Origin of the sequence: Dietzia sp. CH92 (assembly GCF_032248695.1) — a bacterium.
Lineage (GTDB): Bacteria > Actinomycetota > Actinomycetes > Mycobacteriales > Mycobacteriaceae > Dietzia.
On the sequence record NZ_JAVHXC010000002.1, the window covers coordinates 75,822 to 94,989 of the forward strand.

Annotated in this window: 17 protein-coding genes; 12 read left to right on the forward strand and 5 right to left on the reverse strand. The window is 72.1% G+C overall.

Going from position 1 to position 19,168, the window contains the following annotated elements; translation table 11 throughout:
- Window positions 1-145: 145 nt before the first annotated feature.
- From glmU to RWK90_RS03725, 4 genes are all read left to right on the forward strand, one after another.
- Window positions 146-1,627, forward strand: coding sequence for a bifunctional UDP-N-acetylglucosamine diphosphorylase/glucosamine-1-phosphate N-acetyltransferase GlmU (glmU, locus tag RWK90_RS03710; RefSeq protein ID WP_314034880.1), 1,482 nt, complete (start codon window positions 146-148; stop codon window positions 1,625-1,627).
- Entirely contained in the window at window positions 1,624-2,601 is a 978-nt protein-coding gene (locus RWK90_RS03715) for a ribose-phosphate diphosphokinase (protein WP_007630089.1), read from the forward strand. The genes glmU and RWK90_RS03715 overlap by 4 nt, the downstream gene beginning before the upstream one ends.
- A 9-nt stretch (window positions 2,602-2,610) precedes the next feature.
- Complete coding sequence (gene arsC, locus RWK90_RS03720; RefSeq protein WP_314034884.1) at window positions 2,611-2,952, forward strand: arsenate reductase (glutaredoxin); 342 nt, start codon at window positions 2,611-2,613, stop codon at window positions 2,950-2,952.
- 307 nt (window positions 2,953-3,259) lie between these two features.
- Window positions 3,260-3,886, forward strand: coding sequence for a 50S ribosomal protein L25/general stress protein Ctc (locus RWK90_RS03725; protein WP_314034886.1), 627 nt, complete (start codon window positions 3,260-3,262; stop codon window positions 3,884-3,886).
- A gap of 406 nt (window positions 3,887-4,292) precedes the next feature.
- Here RWK90_RS03725 and RWK90_RS03730 read toward each other — a convergent pair whose 3' ends face one another.
- Window positions 4,293-4,910: a LysE family transporter gene (locus RWK90_RS03730; protein WP_314034887.1), complete on the reverse strand. Its 618-nt coding sequence runs from the start codon at window positions 4,908-4,910 to the stop codon at window positions 4,293-4,295.
- A 68-nt stretch (window positions 4,911-4,978) separates the two neighbouring features.
- Here RWK90_RS03730 and RWK90_RS03735 point away from each other — a divergent pair, with 68 nt between their 5' ends.
- The 3 genes from RWK90_RS03735 to RWK90_RS03745 are packed head-to-tail and all read left to right on the forward strand — an operon-like array spanning window position 4,979 to window position 6,970.
- Window positions 4,979-5,875: a LysR family transcriptional regulator ArgP gene (locus tag RWK90_RS03735; RefSeq protein WP_314034889.1), complete on the forward strand. Its 897-nt coding sequence runs from the start codon at window positions 4,979-4,981 to the stop codon at window positions 5,873-5,875.
- A 31-nt stretch (window positions 5,876-5,906) separates the two neighbouring features.
- A complete protein-coding gene (gene pth / locus RWK90_RS03740) occupies window positions 5,907-6,509 on the forward strand; it encodes an aminoacyl-tRNA hydrolase (protein WP_314034891.1) in 603 nt (200 codons plus the stop codon).
- Window positions 6,506-6,970 (forward strand): DUF1990 domain-containing protein, encoded by a 465-nt coding sequence (locus tag RWK90_RS03745; RefSeq protein WP_314034893.1) that lies wholly within the window; start codon window positions 6,506-6,508, stop codon window positions 6,968-6,970. The genes pth and RWK90_RS03745 overlap by 4 nt, the downstream gene beginning before the upstream one ends.
- Before the next feature lie 39 nt (window positions 6,971-7,009).
- On the opposite strand, the gene RWK90_RS03750 is transcribed toward RWK90_RS03745, so the two are convergent.
- A complete protein-coding gene (locus RWK90_RS03750; protein ID WP_314034895.1) occupies window positions 7,010-7,471 on the reverse strand; it encodes a DUF6508 domain-containing protein in 462 nt (153 codons plus the stop codon).
- A gap of 412 nt (window positions 7,472-7,883) precedes the next feature.
- On the opposite strand from RWK90_RS03750, the gene RWK90_RS03755 reads away from it, so the two are divergent.
- From RWK90_RS03755 to RWK90_RS03770, 4 genes are all read left to right on the forward strand, one after another.
- Complete coding sequence (locus tag RWK90_RS03755; protein WP_314035908.1) at window positions 7,884-9,497, forward strand: peptide chain release factor 3; 1,614 nt, start codon at window positions 7,884-7,886, stop codon at window positions 9,495-9,497.
- A gap of 54 nt (window positions 9,498-9,551) precedes the next feature.
- The gene (locus RWK90_RS03760) at window positions 9,552-10,496 is read left to right on the forward strand and encodes an LLM class F420-dependent oxidoreductase (RefSeq protein WP_314034897.1); all 945 of its coding nucleotides are present in this window, start codon (window positions 9,552-9,554) and stop codon (window positions 10,494-10,496) included.
- Window positions 10,497-10,561: 65 nt separating this feature from the next.
- Entirely contained in the window at window positions 10,562-12,277 is a 1,716-nt protein-coding gene (locus RWK90_RS03765) for a hypothetical protein (protein WP_314034899.1), read from the forward strand.
- A 67-nt stretch (window positions 12,278-12,344) separates the two neighbouring features.
- The gene (locus RWK90_RS03770; RefSeq protein ID WP_314034900.1) at window positions 12,345-14,024 is read left to right on the forward strand and encodes a serine hydrolase domain-containing protein; all 1,680 of its coding nucleotides are present in this window, start codon (window positions 12,345-12,347) and stop codon (window positions 14,022-14,024) included.
- Window positions 14,025-14,186: 162 nt separating this feature from the next.
- Here the strand turns inward: RWK90_RS03770 and RWK90_RS03775 are convergent, their stop codons facing one another.
- From RWK90_RS03775 to ppk2, 3 genes are all read right to left on the reverse strand, one after another.
- A complete protein-coding gene (locus RWK90_RS03775; protein WP_314034902.1) occupies window positions 14,187-15,317 on the reverse strand; it encodes an AI-2E family transporter in 1,131 nt (376 codons plus the stop codon).
- A gap of 54 nt (window positions 15,318-15,371) precedes the next feature.
- A complete protein-coding gene (locus RWK90_RS03780) occupies window positions 15,372-16,415 on the reverse strand; it encodes an enoyl-CoA hydratase/isomerase family protein (RefSeq protein WP_314034904.1) in 1,044 nt (347 codons plus the stop codon).
- 84 nt (window positions 16,416-16,499) lie between these two features.
- Window positions 16,500-17,402, reverse strand: a complete 903-nt coding sequence (gene ppk2, locus RWK90_RS03785) for a polyphosphate kinase 2 (RefSeq protein ID WP_314034906.1) — start codon at window positions 17,400-17,402, stop codon at window positions 16,500-16,502.
- 141 nt (window positions 17,403-17,543) lie between these two features.
- Between ppk2 and RWK90_RS03790 the strand changes: the two genes are divergently transcribed.
- On the forward strand, window positions 17,544-19,163 hold the full coding sequence (locus RWK90_RS03790) for a GMC oxidoreductase (protein ID WP_314034908.1): 1,620 nt from the start codon (window positions 17,544-17,546) through the stop codon (window positions 19,161-19,163).
- Window positions 19,164-19,168 lie beyond the last annotated feature (5 nt).

The following is a 19,168-nucleotide window of genomic DNA, read 5'->3' on the forward strand; positions in this document are numbered from 1 at the left end:
CACGGTACTCGGCCCCGAGGCGGTCCGGATCGTCGGAGTCACCCTCTATCCTCGGACGCGAACGTCCACAACACCGACGGCAATTGCGCAGATGTTGCGCAGCCACCTATCCCCCACACGGCGCTGCCACGCCCGAGGAGACTTGATGACGACACCGCACACCGATCGCGCGCAGACCGCGGTCATCATCCTGGCCGCCGGCTCCGGCACCAGGATGAAGAGCGCCACCCCCAAGATGCTGCACCGCGTGTGCGGGCGGACCATGCTCGGCCACGCGTTGCACGCGGCGGCGGGCCTGGAGCCCGACGCGATCGTCGTGGTGGTGGGCCACCAGCGCGAGCAGGTCTCGGCCGCGGTGTCCGAACTCTCGGCCGACCTCGGGGTGCCGGTGTCGACGGCGGTCCAGGAGGAACAGAAGGGCACCGGCGACGCCGTCGCGGCGGGGATGTCCGGACTGCCCGCCGATTTCTCCGGCACCGTCCTGGTGACCACGTCCGACATCCCGCTGCTCGACGCCGAGACGCTGCGAGAGGTGGTGAGCCGTCACGACATGCGCCCACGGGCGGCGGTCACCGTCCTCACGTCGACGGCACCGGACCCCACGGGGTACGGCCGCATCGTGAGGAACGACGACGGCGAGGTGCTCAGGATCGTCGAGCACAAGGACGCCTCGGAGGACGAGCGGGCGATCGACGAGGTGAACTCGGGCATCTACGCGTTCGACGCGCAGGTCCTGCGGGACAAGCTCGGGCAGCTGAGCACGGACAACTCCCAGGGCGAGCTGTACCTCACCGATGTCATCCAGCTGGCCCGGCGGGCCAACGGACTCATCCGCGGGCACCGCGTCGAGGACACGGATCTCGTGGCGGGCGTCAACGACCGCGTGCAGCTGGCCGCGCTGGCCGGCGAGATGAACCGCCGCCTGTGCGAGTCCGCCATGCGTGCCGGTGCGACGATCGTCGACCCCTCGAGCACCTGGCTCGACGTGGGCGTGGAGATCGGCCGGGACGTGACGATCCTGCCCGGCACGCACCTGCAGGGCGCGACGGTCGTCGCCGACGGCGCGACCATCGGCCCGGACACCACGCTGCAGGACACGGTCGTGGGCGAGGGCGCGACGGTCGTGCGTTCACATGCGGTGAGCGCCACAGTCGGGGCTGGCGCGGAGGTGGGCCCGTTCGCGTACCTGCGGCCCGAGGCCGACCTGGGCGCCAACACCAAGATCGGCACGTTCGTCGAGGTCAAGAAGTCGACGATCGGTGCTCACACCAAGGTCCCGCACCTCACCTATGTCGGCGACGCTCAGATCGGCGAGCACACCAACATCGGGGCGTCGAGCGTGTTCGTCAATTACGACGGCGTGAACAAGAACCGTACAGTGATCGGCGATCACTGCCGTACCGGTTCGGACACCATGTTCGTGGCCCCCGTGACCGTCGGGGACGGGGCCTATTCCGGCGCGGGTACGGTGATCAAGGACGACGTCCCGCCCGGTGCCCTCGCGGTGTCGGGAGGGCGGCAGAGGAACATCGACGACTGGGTGATCAGGAACCGGCCGGATTCCGGCTCGGCAGAGGCCGCCCGTCGTGCCCGGAACGACTCCCAGAAGGACGGACTCACGCAGTGAGCGAGTGGATCGACAACCAGAAGAACCTGATGTTTTTCGCGGGTCGCGCGCACCCCGAACTCTCCGATCAGGTCGCCGCGGAGCTGGGGGTCGAGGTCACCCCGCAGACTGCCCGGGACTTCGCCAACGGCGAGATCTTCGTCCGCTTCGAACAGTCGGTCCGCGGCTGCGACGCGTTCGTGCTCCAGAGCGCCCCGGCTCCGCTGAACAAGTGGATCATGGAGCAGCTCATCATGATCGACGCGCTCAAGCGGGGTTCCGCCAAGCGGATCACGGCGGTTCTGCCGTTCTACCCGTACGCGCGTCAGGACAAGAAGCACCGCGGCCGAGAGCCGATCTCGGCCCGCCTCATCGCCGACCTGCTCAAGGCCGCCGGCGCCGACCGCATCATCACGGTCGACCTGCACACCGACCAGATCCAGGGCTTCTTCGACGGCCCCGTGGACCACATGCACGCCCAGGGGCAGCTGTCGGACTACGTGCGCCAGCACTACGGCACCGACAACATCGTGGTGGTCTCCCCCGACGCCGGTCGCGTCAAGGTGGGCGAGAAGTGGGCCGACGCGCTCGACGGCGCCCCGCTGGCGTTCGTGCACAAGACCCGCGACCCGAACGTCCCCAACCAGGTGAAGTCCAACCGCGTCGTCGGTGACGTCGAGGGCAAGACCTGCGTCCTCATGGACGACATGATCGACACCGGCGGCACCATCGCCGGCGCCGTGAAGGTGCTCAAGGACGCCGGTGCCGGCGACGTCATCATCGCCACCACGCACGGCATCTTCTCCGATCCCGCCGCCGAGCGTCTCGCGTCGTGCGGGGCCAAGGAGGTCATCACCACCGACACGCTGCCGATCCCGCCGGAGAAGCGGTTCGAGAACCTCACCGTGCTGTCCATCGCGCCGCTGCTGGCGCGGACCATCCACGAGGTCTTCGAGAACGGCTCGGTCACCAGCCTGTTCAACGGGTCGGCGTAGGTCCTCCCCATGGACGCGACGATCTACCACAACCCCCGCTGCTCCAAGTCGCGGCAGGCCCTCGAGCTGCTGCGCGAGCGGGGTGTGGAGCCGACGATCATCAAGTATCTCGACACCCCGCCCACGGTGGAGGAGCTGCGCACGCTCATCTCCGACGCCGGGATCACGGTGCGGCAGGCCGTCCGCGTCAAGGAGGCGGAGTTCACCGAGCTCGGTCTCATCGACGCCTCCGATGACGAACTGCTCGCCGCGATGGTCGCCCACCCGCGGCTGATCGAGCGCCCCTTCGTCGTCACCGGCAAGGGCACGCGCCTCGCGCGTCCCACCGCGGAGGTCGAGGACATCCTCTGAGACCGTCTGTCGGCGTCGCGCCGACACCCGCGCACACCCGGACCCGCTGTCCCTTCCTCGAGGGCGGCGGGTCCCGTGCGTTCGGGCCCGCGGGTTCGCGCCGGCGTGGCGTGGCCCGCACGCCCGCGCCCGCGTGGCGTGGCCCGCGCCCGATTTGAGGCCGCGCACCGGGCGCCGCTAGGCTTGTCGCGTCATCTCGGCGAGGGAGGATCCCCAGGGGTCGCTCCGTTATCGACGCGATCACCTCTGGTCTCGGCCTCGGGTGCGCTTCGCGCCGGGCCCGAAATACCCACACAGAGGTCATCGCATGTCTGAGAACAAGATCGCCGCCGCCGTCCGGACCGAGTTCGGCAAGGGCGCCTCCCGTCGCGCCCGCCGCGAGGGCCAGGTCCCCGCGGTGCTGTACGGCCACCACACCGAGCCCCGCCACCTGCTGCTGGGTGCGCTCGAGTTCGCCGCCATCCTGCGCCACAACGGCACCAACGCCCTGCTGACCCTCGACATCGAGGGCGAGGAGCAGCTCGCACTGCCCAAGCAGATCGACATCCACCCGCTGACCCGCGTCATCGAGCACACCGACCTGCTCGTCGTGAAGAAGGGCGAGAAGGTCGTCGTGGAGATCGCCGTGCTCGTCACCGGCGAGGCCGCCCCCGGCACCCTGGTCACCACCGACGCCGACGTCATCGAGGTCGAGGTCGAGGCCACCAACATCCCCGAGGACCTCGAGGTCTCCGTCGAGGGCGTCGAGGCCGGCACCCAGATCACCGCCGCCGACGTGCAGCTGCCCTCCGGCGCGACCCTGATCTCTGACCCCGAGACGCTGCTCGTCAATGTCATCGAGGCCCCGTCGAGCGCCGACCTCGAGGCCGACGAGGAGTCCGCTCCCCAGGGCGAGGCCGCCGAGGACGCCGCGAAGGCCGCCGAGGAGGGCTGATCCCCCACCGCCGTGCAGTAACGGCGAACAGGTCACGGGCCCGGGACGACCACTGTGTCGTCCCGGGCCCGTTCCCTATTTCCTGCTCGCGCAGCCGCTCCCCCCCGATGGCGTCTCGCTCCCGCCGATGGCGTCTCGCTTCCACGCCCGCACGCCACATCCCATCCTCGCTCCCCGGCATGGCGTCCCGCCTGCCCGCCGGTGCGCGCGAGACGCCATCGACGCACGCGGCTGTAAAGGGGCCAGCCGCGGAGGGCTCTGCTAGCGGCCGAATGGCCGGCGGGCGGGCCGCGGGGGCGACTGCGAGGGGCGGGCCGCGGGGCAGCTGCGAGAGGCCGGGCGCGGCTGCGAGGGGCCGCGGAGGCTGGCTGAGCGCGGCTGCGGGGGGGGCCGGCGGGCTCGCGGACTAGCCGCGGAGGAGCCCCACCGCCAGGACGAACATCATCACCGCGATCGCCCCGTCGAGCACCCGCCACGCCCCGGGCCTGGAGAACAGCCCGCGCAGAGCCTTACCGCCGAAGCCGATGAGCGAGAACCACACCGCGCCGGCGAGGAACGCCCCCGCGGCGAAAACCCATCGCAGCTCCGCCCCGTGCTGGTTGGCGAGCGTGCCGAGGAACACCACGCAGTCCAGGTAGGCGTGCGGGTTGAGCCAGGTGAACGCCGCGCACGCCGCGACCGCCCCCATCGTCGACGGGACCCGTCCGCCACCGGCGGCCTGCAGCCCCTCCCCCGGACGGAGGGCCCGGGCGGCGGCGAACGTGCCGTAGGTGACCAGGAACGCCACGCCGACCCACTTCAACACCGTGATCGCGGCCGGTGCGGTCTCGATGAGTGCGCCGACCCCCGCCACCCCGAGCAGGATGAGCGCGGCCTCAGAGAGCACGCAGAACACGACGATCGGCACCATCGACACGTCGCCCCGGATTGATCGTTGCAGGACGTACGCGTTCTGCGCGCCGATGGCGGCGATGAGTCCGAGGCCGATGCCGGCGCCCGCGAAGAGAGTGGATGTCGTGGTCACACCACCAATCTAGGCAGACGTCCATCAGTAGTGCGACTACAGATTCTGCTCTAGCATCAGTAATACTTATGAACGCTCTGCAGCTGGACCAGCTCCGCACCCTCGTCGCCGTGGTGGACCTCGGCTCGTTCGAGGCCGCCGCCGCGCACCTGCACATCACGCAGTCCGCGGTGTCCCAGCGGATCCGCGCGCTCGAGGAGTCCGCGGGCCGGATCCTCGTCCGCCGCGAACGCCCCATCACCGCCACCGAGTCCGGCGAGACCGTCCTGCGCACCGCCCGGCAGATGCTCCACCTGGAACAGTCGCTCGCCGGGGAGCTCGACGACCTCGGGTCCGGGCAGGGCCCGGTCGTGCTGGCGGTGGCGTGCAACTCGGACTCACTGTCGACCTGGTTCCTCGACGCCATGACCGACGTCCACGACGGCGGCCGGGTCGTCTTTGACATCCGCCGCGAGGACGAGTCCCTGTCCAGTGAGCTGCTGCGTCGCGGCGAGGTGATGGCGGCGGTGACCAGCCAGTCGCGGCCGGTGCAGGGATGCCGCGCGCTCGCGCTGGGCTCTATGCGTTACCTGGCCTGCGCCAGCCCGGGGTTCGTCTCCCGGCACCTGCGCGAGGGCACGACCACCGCCGCGCTCGGCCGGGCGCCCATCGTGGACTTCGACCGCAGCGACGGCCATCAGAACCACCACTACCGCAGGCTGGCCCGCCGCGAGCCGACCGGGCCACGGCACTTCATCCCCAGTTCGCACGACCACGTCCGCGCGATCGTCGCCGGGCTGGGCTGGGGGCTCATCCCCGAACAACTGGCCACGCCGTGGCTGGTCTCCGGGGAGATCGTGGAGGTCTCGCCGGACCGCCCGCTGGACGTTCCGCTGTACTGGCAGCACTGGAAGCTCCAGTCCCCCGATCTCGACGCGCTCACCGGGGCCGTGCTCGCCACCGCCCGCACCGAGCTGCGGATATGAGCCCACCCCCGGCGTCTGGGATCATGGGCCCGTGACTACCGCCGACCAGCCGACCGGCCCCACGCTCGTGGTGGGCCTGGCCAACCCCGGACCCGACTACGAGGGCACCCGCCACAACATCGGCTGGGACGTCCTGCAGGAACTCGCCTCGCGGGCTCTGCCCATGCCGGCGAGTTTCTCCACCCACAAGAAGACCAACTGCGAGATCGCCCAGACCCGCCTGGCCGACCGGCCCGTGGTGCTCGCGCGCCCCCGCAGCTACATGAACCTGTCCGGCGGACCGGTCGCGGCAGTGGCCAAGTACTTCTCCGTCAAGCCCACCGACGTGATCGTGGTCCACGACGAGATCGACATCGACTTCGGCCAGGTCCGCCTCAAGCGCGGGGGCGGCGAGGGCGGCCACAACGGCCTGCGCTCGGTGTCCGGCTCGCTCGGCACGCGGGATTACATCCGGGTCCGTGCCGGGGTCGGCCGCCCGCCGGGCCGGATGGCGGTCGCCGACTTCGTCCTCAAGCGCTTCTCCAAGCTCGAGCAGCCGGACGTGCCGTTCCTCGTCCAGGACGCCGCGGACGCCGTCGAACTCCTCCTCAAGCACGGGTTGGAGACGGCCCAGAACCAGGTCCACTCGGCGTGAGCCGGACCCGGCGGTTCGAGCGTCGGGCCCTGCTCGGCACGGGGGCCGACCTCTTCGAGCGCGCGAGCCGCGGACTCCTCGACTGGGAGATGCACCGTCGGGCCGGCCTCGTCGTCGTCGCCGACGGCCCCGCCACCCCGGGCCGGACGGTGACCCTCCGGCCCCGGACGGGCCCCGCGGCGTGGCTGCGGCTCACCGCACCGTGCGAGGTCACCGACGTCACCGACCTCCCCGACGCGCGGGGCTTCACCTACCGCGCACTGCCGGGCCATCCCGAACGCGGGTGGGAACGGTTCCTCGTGTGGCGCGACCCGGGCACCGACGCCGTGGGGCTCACCATCGCCGCGGAATCCGCGCACGCAACGCTGCTGGCCAGGCTCGGCGCGCCCGTCGCCCGCGCCGAGCAGGACCGACTCACGCGCCGCTACCTGGCCGCACTCCGGCCACCCGCGGCGAGCTGACGCACCCGGGATCGCCGGCCACCCCACGAGCGCGGGCCCTCAGAGGTCGTAGAGCTCGCGCAGCCGGTCGAGCAACGTCACGAGCGTGCCCTCCCGCAGCGCCTCGGCGACCACCCCGCCCTCGAACCTCTCGGACCGCACGACCCACGTGATGAGCGCCCGCGTCAGCTCCTCGTCCGCGGTCTCCGCCAGCCCGGCGAGGTCGGTCAGGCCCCCGTGCGACAGGCCCCGCCGCGCGAGCTCTTCGAGGTGGTCGCGCCTCGTGAGCACTCCCCCGTCGAACGCCGCCATCACCGCGCGGGCGTCATCCTCGACCCCGGGATAGCGCAGCAGCGTGCGATGGCTCGCCCACGCGCCCCGGACCTGTCCGTCCTCCCGCAGCCCGCGCAACCGCTCGACCGCGGGGAGCAGCTGGCGGAGCGCCCCCCTGCGCTCCTCCGCCGCCCCCCGACCGCTCGCGGTGTCCGGTTGTCGACCGTCCCCCGCTCCCCCTGCATCCATCTCGTCCCCCCCTGATCGTCCCGCGACGTCGACCCCGCCGCCCCCGCGCACCGTAGGGACGGACTCCGACACCGGCGCGGGCGCCGCACCCGGTCCGCATTAACGTCCCCTTATAGACCGGGTATCGCCATAGTGGGCCCCCGCGTGAGCACCGTCAACCCCGCCTCGCAGAAGCGGTGCCCGACACCGCAGGTCACCGCGGCCGACGCCGCGCCGGCCGCGCAGGGCCTGACCTCGGCATTCGCGCGCCACCCCGGGTGCGGGGCGATGTCGCCGGATTCGGTGCCGGGGAAGTGGCGGACGTACCCTGGGTGACGACGACGAGGGCCGTCGACTGCCAGGAGGAGTGCGCGTGACCGAGACCGCCGAGGACACCGGAACGGGCGGGCACGCCCCGGGTTCGGACAGCACCCTGGACGTCGCCTCCGAGGTCGCGCGCCGCAGGACGTTCGCCGTGATCGCCCATCCGGACGCCGGCAAGTCCACACTGACCGAGGCCCTCGCCCTCCATGCGCGCGTCATCAACGAGGCCGGGGCGGTCCACGGCAAGTCGGGGCGCCGCTCCACCGTCTCGGACTGGATGGAGATGGAGAAGGCCCGCGGTATCTCCGTCAGCTCCACGGCCCTGCAGTTCACGTACGCGCCCGAGGACTCGGACCCCGACGACGAGCCGTACGTCATCAACCTCGTCGACACCCCGGGCCACGCCGACTTCTCCGAGGACACCTACCGCGTCCTCACGGCCGTCGACGCGGCGGTCATGCTCATCGACGCCGCCAAGGGGCTCGAGCCGCAGACCCTCAAGCTGTTCCGGGTGTGCAAGCACAACGGCCTGCCGATCATCACGGTGATCAACAAGTGGGACCGGCCCGGCCGGGCTCCGCTCGAGCTGCTGGACGAGATCACCGAACAGATCGGCCTCGTCCCCACCCCGCTGTACATGCCGGTCGGTATCGCGGGCGACTACCGGGGCCTGCTGCGACGCGGCGAGGGCGGCGCGCCGGAGGAGTACGTCCACTTCACCCGCACCGCCGGCGGGTCGACGATCGCGCCCGAGGAGCACTACGACCCCGAGACCGCCGCCGCCCGCGAGGGGGACGTGTGGGAGACCGCGGTCGAGGAGTCCGAACTGCTCTCGGCGATGGGTCAGGACCACGACCAGGAGCTGTACCTCGCCGGCGAGACCAGCCCCGTGATCTTCGCCTCCGCCATGCTCAACTTCGGTGTGCACCAGATCCTCGACGCGCTCGTCGAGCTCGCCCCGCCGCCGCCGGCGTGGCCGACCGTCTCGGGTGAGCCGCGCGAGACCTCCGACCCGTTCTCGGCGATGATCTTCAAGGTCCAGGCCGGAATGGACGCCGCGCACCGGGATCGCCTGGCGTTCATGCGGGTGGTCTCGGGCGAGTTCGAGCGCGGCATGGTGGTCCAGCACGCCCAGACCGGCAAGCCGTTCACCACCAAGTACGCACTCACCGTGTTCGGGCGTGACCGCTCGACCGTGGAGACCGCCTACCCGGGCGACGTGGTGGGCCTGGTCAACGCCACCGGGCTCGCCCCCGGCGACACCCTCTACACCGGTAAGAAGGTCGAGTTCCCGCCGATCCCGCAGTTCGCCCCCGAGTTCTTCGCGGTGGTGCGCGCGCAGTCGCTGGGCAAGTACAAGCAGTTCCGCAAGGCCATCGATCAGCTGGCCGCCGAGGGGGTCGTGCAGATCCTGCGCAACGACGCCCGCGGCGACGCCAACCCGGTCATGGCCGCGGTCGGCCCCATGCAGTTCGAGGTGGTCACAGCCCGCATGAAGGCCGAGTTCAACGTCGAGGTGATGGTCGACAACCTCCCGTACTCGATCGCGCGTCGCACCGACGCCGAGTCCGCCGCCGAACTCGGCCGCCAGCGCGGCGTGGAGGTGTTCACCCGCACCGACGGCGAGCTCCTGGCGCTCTTCGGCGACAAGTGGCGCCTGCAGTACATCACCAAGGAGATGGACCACCTCACCATCGAGCCGCTGGTCGCCGACACCGACTGACCCGCCGACCGGGCGGTTGGCGGCGACGGGCGGTCCGCGGGCAAGCTGGACACCATGACCAGTGACTCCCGTGTCTCCCTCCGCGTCTTCGTCGAACCCCAGCAGGGCGCGACGTACGCCGACCAGCTCGCGGTCGCCCGCGCCGCCGAGGACCTCGGCTACGAGGCCTTCTTCCGCTCCGACCACTACCTCAAGATGGGCGACGTCAGCGGGCTGCCCGGCCCCACCGACGCCTGGCTCACCCTCGCCGGTCTGGCCCGCGAGACCTCGACCATCCGGCTCGGCACCCTGCTGACCTCGGTGACGTTCCGCCACCTCGGCCCCCTGGCCATCTCCCTCGCGCAGGTCGACGTGATGTCCGGCGGACGCCTCGACGTGGGCCTCGGCGCCGGGTGGTACGAGGACGAACACACCGCGTACGGCATCCCGTTCCCACCGCTCGGCGAGCGGTTCGATTTGCTCGAGGACACCCTCGGCGCGCTCGAGCAGCTGTGGTCCGCACCCGCCGGCGAGTCGCTGACCGTGCGGGGCAAGCGGGTCGATCTCGTCGACTCCCCCGGCCTGCCCAAGCCCGTGCAGTCGCCGCCGCCCGTGATCGTCGGCGGCCACGGCAAGAAGCGCACCCCCGCCCTCGCCGCCCGGTTCGCCGACGAGTTCAACGTCCCCTTCGCCGACGTCGACACCGTCGCCACCCAGTACCGCCGCGTCGACGAGGCGTGTGCCGCCCGCGGTCGCGCGCCCCAGGAGATCATCCGCTCGGCCGCCCTCGTGCTGTGCTGCGGACGCGACGAGGCCGAGATCTCCCGCCGCGCGGATGCCATTGGGCGCGAGGTCGACGAGCTGCGGACCAACGGCGCGGCCGGCACCCCGGCCGAGGTCGTCGAAAAGATCGGCCGGTACTCCGAGATCGGGGCCCGCCGCATCTACCTGCAGGTGCTCGACATGTCCGACCTCGACCACCTCGAGCTCGTCGCCTCCGAGGTCGCCCGCCAGCTCTGACGCGGCCCCGCCCCGCCGCCCGGGAACTCCCCCACCCGCCCGGGCGGCGGGGCTAGGGTCGGGCCATGACGGCGCAGACGCTCGGTCCCGCACGTTCCGCCCATCCCGGCATCGCCTCACGGTGGGCGCCGGCGGGGCTCGTCGTCGCCCTCGTCGTCGTCCTCGTCGCCGCCGTCACCACCGCTCACGGCGCGGGGACCAGCAGGGCGCAGGCCCCCACCACGGTCACGACCGGCGGGCCCGCCCCGGGCGGCGCCGCGCCGATCAGCGGGATGGTCGACGCGCACGCGCACATCACCGCCTCCCAGGCCTTCGGCGGCGCCCTCCGGTGCGGCGAGCCGTTCGCCCCCGGCGGCCTCGCCGAGGCCCTGGCCGACTGCCCCACGCACTCCGGCACCGGACACTTCGCGCTCCTCGAGGCCGTCCTCGGCGGCACCGACCTGCCCGGCGGCCCCCAGGGGTTCCCGACCCTCGCCCAGTGGCCGTCGCACGATTCGCAACTGCACGAGCAGGCCCACTACACCGGTATAGAGCGGGCGTGGCGGGGCGGGCTGCGCGTGCTCAACAACCACCTCGTCGCCAACCGCGTGCTGTGCGAGGCGCTCGTCGGACTCGGCGTGCCCGCGCGGACCTCGTGCGACGAGATGGAACAACTACGCCACCAGGTCGACTACCTGGGCCGCATGGAGGCGCACATCGACGCCGAACACGGCGGGCCCGGGCGGGGCTGGTTCCGGATCGCCCGCTCCCCCGAGGAGGTCCGGAACATCGCCGCGCAGGGCAAGCTCGCCGTCACCCTCGGCGTCGAGGCGTCGGAACCGTTCGGGTGCCGGATCGTCGACGACGCGCCCCTGTGCACCACCGCCGACATCGACCGCGGCCTCGACGAGTTCGCCTCCTGGGGCGTGTCGACCGTGTTCCCGGTGCACAAGTTCGACAACGCCCTCGGCGGTGCGCGCATGGACGAGGAGCTCGCCGGGCTCGCGGTGAACATCGGCAACAAGCTCGGCACCCAGCGCTTCTGGGAGGCCGAACCCTGCGCCGGGCCCGACGCCGACCACGCCCAACCGCTCGCCAGCACCCCCGTCGCCGACGGTCTCGCGGCCGCCTCCTCCGGGGCCCCGGCCGGCGCGGCCCTGCCCGTCTACCCCGAGCGACCACTGTGCAACGTGCGCGGCCTGACCGCCCTCGGCGAGCACGCCATCCGCGGGATGATGGCACGTGGCATGGTCATCAACATCGACCACATGGGCGTCAAGACCGCGCACCGCGCTCTCGACATGGCCGCCGAGGCCGGCTACACCGGGCTGGTCGTGGACCACGCCTGGGCCACCCAGGGCAACACCCGGCGGGTCCACGAGCAGGGCGGATTCGTCGCCGCGTTCGCCTGGCCCGCCGACGCCACCGAGAACTTCGACGTGGGATTCCTCGAACAGTGGCGCACCAACACCGCCGGCGCCACCCGACCGTTCGACGGCTACGGGTTCGGCTCCGACGTCAACGGGCTCGCGCCCCTGGCCGAACCCCGGCCCAGCGCCGCGGACGACCCGCTGGTCTACCCCTTCACCGCGCCCAGCGGCGAGGTCATGGACCGCTGGCGCGTCGCCGATCGCGTCTACGACCTCAACGTCGACGGCGTCGCGCAGTACGGCCTCTACGCCGACTGGGCCGCGGACGTCCTGCACCGCGCCGGCCCCGACCGCGCCGAGCTCGAACGCCAGCTCATGGGCGGCGCCGAGGCGTGGACGGCCAACTGGGAACGGGCACGCGACCGCGCCTGAGACCCGCCACGCGACCCCGGCTGCGTTGTTCCCGCGATCCCGCCCTCCGGACGACTAACCTGGGGCAATGACCCCGAACCCGGCCCCGCGACGCCAGACCCGACCGCGCCTCGCCGCCGCAGCGGCGATCGGAGCGGCGGTGGCCGTGGCCGTCTCCGCGTGCGGCGTCCCGCTACCGGATCCGGAGCCCGGGCAGAGCCCCGCCGCGTACTCCGGGCTCGAGGTCTCGGAGGACCGCGTCGAGTACGCGATCGGGAAGGTCACCGACATCGTCGAGGAGGAACTCGAGGCCTCGGGCGTGCCGGGCGCGGCGGTGGCGGTGGTCCGGGGCGGCGAGGTCGCGCTGGCCGAGGGCTTCGGGGTCCGCAGCACCGAGACCGGTGAATCGGTCGACGCGCGGACGGTCTTCCCGCTGGCCTCGATCTCCAAGCCGGTCAGCGCGACGGTCGTGGCCGCCGAGAGCGCCGGCGGCCGCGTCGGCTGGGACACCCCGGTCCGCGAGTTCCTGCCGTGGTTCGCGCTCTCCGACCCCCGCATCTCGGACGTCGTGACGGTGGGCGACATGTTCGCCCACCGCTCGGGGCTGCCCGAGCACGCCGGCGACGACCTCGAGGACCTGGGCTACGAGCGGCCCGCGATCCTGCACGGGCTCCGTCACCTCCCGCTCGAGCCGTTCCGCGCCTCGTACGCGTACACCAACTTCGGGCTCACCGCCGGGGCGGAGGCCGTGGCCGCCTCGGCCCGCACCCCGTGGGCGGAACTGGCCCGCGCCCGCGTCTTCGACCCCCTCGGCATGTCGGACACCTCGTTCAGCCACGAGGAGCTGCTCGACCGCGGCAACCGGGCGGTCGGCCACGTGCGGGCCCCCGCCGCCGAGTCCGGGGAGTCGTCCGGCGCGTGGATCCCCGCCGACCCCGCGCGCGACCCGGACGCCCAGGCCCCCGCGGGTGGCCTGAGCTCGTCGGTGACCGACATGGCGCGGTGGATGTCGATGGTGCTCGACGACGGCAAGGGGCCCGGTGGTGCCCAGGTGGTCCCCTCCGACGCCCTCCGACAGGCGTTGACCCCGCAGTCCGTGTCCGCGCCCCCGCAGTCCGCCGCCGACCGCACCGGGTCCTACGGCTACGGGTTCAACATCGGCACGAGTTCCTCGGGCCGCGTCCAGTGGAGCCACTCGGGAGCGTTCGCCCTCGGCGCGGGTACGGCGATGTTGATGATGCCGTCGCTGGACCTGGGCATCATCACCCTCACCAACGCCGCGCCCGAGGGAGTCGCCGAGACGATCAACGCGCGGTTCGCGGACTACGCCCAGTACGGGGACCCGGCGCTCGAGTGGCGTCAGTTGTACACGGAGGCGTTCGGCCCGCTGCTCGACCCGGTGGGCGACCTCGTCTCCACGCGCCAGCCCTCCGCGCCGACGCCCCCGCGGCCCGCCGAGGAGCTGCTCGGCGTGTACCGCAACGACTACTTCGGCGAGATCGAGGTGCGGCGCGCCGCGGGCGACGACGCCTCGGACGCCGACGCCTCGGACAGCGACCTCGCGCTGGCCGTGGGCCCGGGGCCGCTGGTGTGGCCGCTCGAGCCCTGGGACGGGGACACCTTCGCCGTGAGCCCGGTGGGTGAGAACTGGCCGCGCGGCTCGCGCGGGAGCGTGACCTTCGAGGGCGACGCCGTCACCGTCGAGCTGCTCGACGCCAACGGACTCGGCACGTTCACCCGCGTCGACCCGGGCGACGGGGACGACTGACCCGCGTCGGCCGGCCCGCGCGGCCGGGCGGGGAGCCGTCAGCAGCCCGTGCCGCCGGGCGGCGAGCCGTCAGCGGCCCGTGCCGCCAGGCGGGGAGCCGTCAGCGGCCCGAGCCGCCAGGCGGGGAGCCGTCCGCGGCCCGTGCCGCCAGGCGGGGAGCCGTCAGCGGCCCGCCGCGTCCAGCTTCTCCGCGCGCCGACGGCCCCGGCGGGAGTCCGCCTCCGGTGTGGTGAGGAAGGTCGCGAACCACGCCATCCGCGGATCGGCGTCCACGAGGAACGCCTTGGCCATGAGGGTGAGCGGGACCGCGAGGATCGCGCCCAGGGGCCCGGCGACCGCCGCCCAGAACACCAACGACAAGAAGGTGACGGTGGGCGTGAGCCCGACCGCGTCGCCGGTGAACTTGGGCTGGACGAAGCTCTGCATGACGAGGTTGATGACGCAGTAGATCACCACGACCCAGATCGCGTCGCCCGGCCCGCCGGTGAGCAGCGCGAACAGGGCCGGCGGGACGAGACCCAACACGAAGCCGATGTTGGGGATGTAGTTGGTGACGAACGCCAGCACGCCCCACACCAGGGCGAGCGGCACGCCGAGGATCCACAGGGCCACCGCGTCCATCACCGCGACGATGAGACCGAAGACGGTCGAGACGATCCAGTACGACTTCACCCCGTCGGTGAAGGATCCCAACGCATCCGCGAGCCGTGGACGCTGGCGGGCGATCGCCGGACGGCGGCGGAAGACGCCGGGGATGTCGAACACGAGGAAGGTCAGCGCGATGATCAGCACCGTGAGCTGCCCGCCGGCCGCGGAGAGCTGACCGGCGACGTTCTGCACCGTGCCGATGATGGTCCCGGGATCCAGGACGCCCTGCAGACTCGAGGCGACCTGGTCCTGGCTCACGCCGAGACCGCCGAGGAGCTCGAGACTCTGATCGTAGAGCTCCACGAACTTGTCCTGGTACTGCGGGATCTCCTCGGCGGCCACCCACAGCGCCCACACCAACGACCCGATCAGGGCGAGGAGCACGACGTACAGCACGAGCAGGACGACGATCGTCCCCGCCCAGCGCGGCAGTCCCGACCGGTCGAGGAGACGCTGCAGGGGCTGCGCCGCGATCACCAGGTTCAACGCGAGGAACGCCGGCATGAGGATGTGCGCGTGCTCCGAGATCCCCCACAGGACCACGAGCGCGGCGGCGAGGGACACCACGGTGACGCCCGCGATGCCCCACCCCTTGGGCTCCTCGTGTGGTGCTGACGTCGCGGGGCCGTCACCGGTGCTGGCCATGGTCCTCCTCGTGGGCGGCGCCCTGCGCGCCGGACGCCGCCCAGAGTAGTCCCGTCAGTTGCCGGTCAGCGCCGCCCGGATGCCGTCGACGTCCACCGCGTCGAGGTCGGCGGGATCCCAGCTGGGGTTGCGGTCCTTGTCGATCACCACGGCGCGCACGCCCTCGACGAAATCCGGGCGGGCGGTGATCCACCCACCCAGTGCCAGCTCGTTGTCGAGGCACTCGCGCAGGTCCTGTGCCTCGGCTCCCGCGCGCAGCAGCTCGATGGTCGCCACGATCGAGGTCGGGCAGTGGGAGCGCAGCATCCCGAGCGTCTCGGTGGCCCAGTCGTCCTGCTCCCCGGCCTCCAGGGCCGCGATCATCTCCTGCGCGGTCCCGCGGGAGAAGACGTCCTCGATGCGGTCGATCCTCGCCTCGACGGCGGACTCCCCCGCCGCCTCGCGCTCGAGACCGAACCTCCGGAGCGCCTCCGACAACCCGTTCGCGCCGATCGCGTCGACGAAGGCGTTGCGCTCGTCGTCGTCGATCAGGTGCGTCGCCAGGCCCGTGTACAGGGCGTCGGCGGAGTTCATCCGCACCCCCGTCGTACCCAGGTAGATCGCCACGGCCAGCCCCCGGGTCCCGCCGCCGCACAGGCGGGGCAGGAAGTGGCTCGCGCCGACGTCGGGGATGAACCCGATCGCGGTCTCCGGCATGGCCATCATGACCTTCTTGGTCACCACGCGGTGCGAACCGTTGATCGAGACACCGAGGCCGCCGCCCATCGCGACACCGTGGATGACGGCGACCGTCGGCACGCGATGGGTGTGGTACGCCAGGTCCATCGCGTACTCCTCCGAGAAGAACTCCCGGTTGGCCGCGTGGTCGCCGGACGCCGCCGCGTCGCGCAGGGCGCGGATGTCGCCGCCCGCGCAGAACGCCTTCTCCGACGAGCTCGTGGTGACCACGGCCTCGACACCCTCGTCCTTCGCGGCGTCGTCGAGCGCCGCGTGCAGTGCCCTGCACATGGGCAGATCCAGCGAGTTCAGGGCCTTGGGGCGGTCCAGGACGATGTGCTGCATCCGGCCTTCACGCCGGGTGATGACGAATTCACTCATGCCCCCAGTGTGTCAGGCCCCGCGCGGAGCGGAGCACAGATACTAGGAACTCCTACCTCGATGCCCCCGCCCGCACCACCGGCCTCACCGCCCCAGCAGCCGCGACGCCACGTCGGGCACGTACTTGAACTCCTCACGCGGCGGGCGCTCGTACCCGGTGTTCGGCGGGCGCTCGGGGATCTCCAGCTCCGGAGGTTCGAGCTGCTCCCACGGCACCGTCGACAACAGATGCGAGATGACGTTGATCCGCGACCGCTTCTTGTCCTCCGACTCGACCGTGAACCACGGCGCCTCGGGGATGTCCGTGTGGATGAACATCTCGTCCTTCGCGCGACTGTAGTCCTCCCAGCGCGTGAGGGACTCCAGGTCCATCGGCGAGAGCTTCCAGCGGCGCATCGGGTCCTCGTGCCGCGAGCGGAACCGGCGCTCCTGCTCCTCGTCCGACACCGAGAACCAGTACTTGCGCAACATGATGCCGTCCTCGACGAGCAGCCGCTCGAAGATCGGCGCCTGGTGCAGGAACCGGCGGTACTCGTCGGTCGTGCAGAAACCCATCACCCGCTCGACGCCCGCCCGGTTGTACCAGGACCGGTCGAAGATCACGATCTCCCCGGCCGCGGGCAGGTGCTCGATATACCGCTGGAAGTACCACTGCGTGCGCTGCACCTCCGTCGGCGCGGGCAACGCCACCACCCGCGCGTGCCGGGGGTTGAGGTACTGGGTGATGCGCTTGATCGCCGACCCCTTGCCCGCGGCGTCACGCCCCTCGAACACCACCACCAGCCGGTTCCCGGTCGCGCGCAGCCACGCCTGCATCTCGACCAGCTCGGCCTGCAGCCGCTCGAGTTCCGCCTCGTAGGCCTTGCCCGGCAGCTTCTCGAGCCCGCTCGGCAGCCGGTCCTTCTTCTTGGGCCCGGCCTTGGTGCCGGCACCACCCTCGGCCCCGGCCTTCGCGCCGCTCTTCGACCCGCTCTTCTTCCCGCCCATGGCGCGATCCTACGGACGCCCGCCCCGCCGCGGCCGGGATCGACCGGCCCGACGAAGACCTTGACGCTGTCCGGACGGAGTGTCTAGTTTCTCGCAGGGACGTGGCGACCGTCACCTCCGACGCCAAGAGAACGAGGCCTCATGCCGCACCTCTCCCGCCGAGGATTCCTCGGTGGCCTCGCCGCCACCGGTCTCGCCGCCCTCGCCGCCGACCCCGCCGCGGCCGCGCAGCCCACCGGCTCCGCAGGCCCCGCCGCAGCGGCCCCCGCCACCGGGCGGATCCCCCACGAGGTGCAGGACCACCGGTGCATCGTGGTCGGCAGCGGATTCGGCGGTGCCATCTCGGCGCTCAGGCTCGCGGAGGCGGGCGTCGACGTCGTCGTCGTCGAACGGGGGCGACGGTGGACCACCGGACCCGACGCCACCACCTTCCCCAGCGCCACCTCCCCCGACGAGCGCGCCCTGTGGTTCCGCTCCGCGCCCGAGGTCTTCGGCCGCCCCGTCGACCTCCCCCGCTACACCGGCCTGCTCGAGGCCTCCGTCGGCGAGAACATGACGTCCGTGTGCGCCACCGGCGTCGGCGGCGGGTCCCTCATCTACCAGGGCATGGCGCTGCAGCCCACCGAGGAGCTGTTCCACACGTGGTTCCCCGGCGGGGTCGACTGGGCCGAGATGGACCGCGAGTACTACCCGCGCGTGTCCCGCATGCTGCGCCTGGCCGAGGCCCCCGACGAGCTCGTCGCCTCGCACACCTACGCCGCGTCCCGCGTCTTCGCGCAGCGCGTCCGCGACGCCGGTCTGCCCCTGCGCAAGATCCCCATGCCCATCGACTGGGACTACGCGCTCGCCGAACTGCGCGGCGAGATGCGCCCGGCCTACACCAACGGCGACAGCTCGCTCGGGGTGAACAACGGCGGCAAGCACTCCGTCGACGTCACCTACCTCGCCCGCGCCGAGGCCACCGGCCGCGTCGACGTCCGCCCCCTGCACGACGTCCGCGCGATGCGGTGCCTGCCCGACGGCCGCTGGGAGATCGACGTCGAAGAGCTCGACACCTCCGGCCGCCTCCTGCGCACCCTCGCCATGCGCGCGCCCGCCCTCATCCTGGCCGCCGGCTCCGTCGGCACCTCCACCCTGCTCACCCGCGCCGCCGCGACCGACGCCGTCACCGACCTTCCCGAGACCGTCGGTGCCGGCTGGGGCACCAACGCCGACCGCATCTACATGTGGACCGACCCCACCGCCGGCTTCGGCGCCGTCCAGGGCGGGCCCGTGGTCTACGGCAGCCTCAACTGGGACGACCCCACCGCCGCCCACACCCTCATCCAGGCCTCGCTCCCGCCGTTCGGCCCGCACCTGCACAGCACCGTTCTCGTCGGCTACGGCGTCAGCGCCGACCGCGGGCAGGTCGTCTACGACCCCGCGCAGGATCGCGGCGTCATCCGCTGGCCCGCGCACGGTGACACCGGCATCCTCCACGGTCACATCGACCCCACCGCGCGGCGCATCGTCGGCCCCACCGGCCACCTCACCGACACCAACCGCATGCTCAACTCGACCTGGCACCCCCTCGGCGGCGCCGCGATGGGCCAGACCTGCGATCTCGACGGGCGCGTGCTCGGCCAGCGCGGGCTCTACGTCCTCGACGGCGCGCTCATCCCCGGCACGACCGCCGCGTGCAACCCGTCCCTGACGATCGCCGCCGTCGCCGAACGCGCTCTGGAGCGAATCGTGCGACGCGACATCGGCGTTGTCTTCTAAGGTAA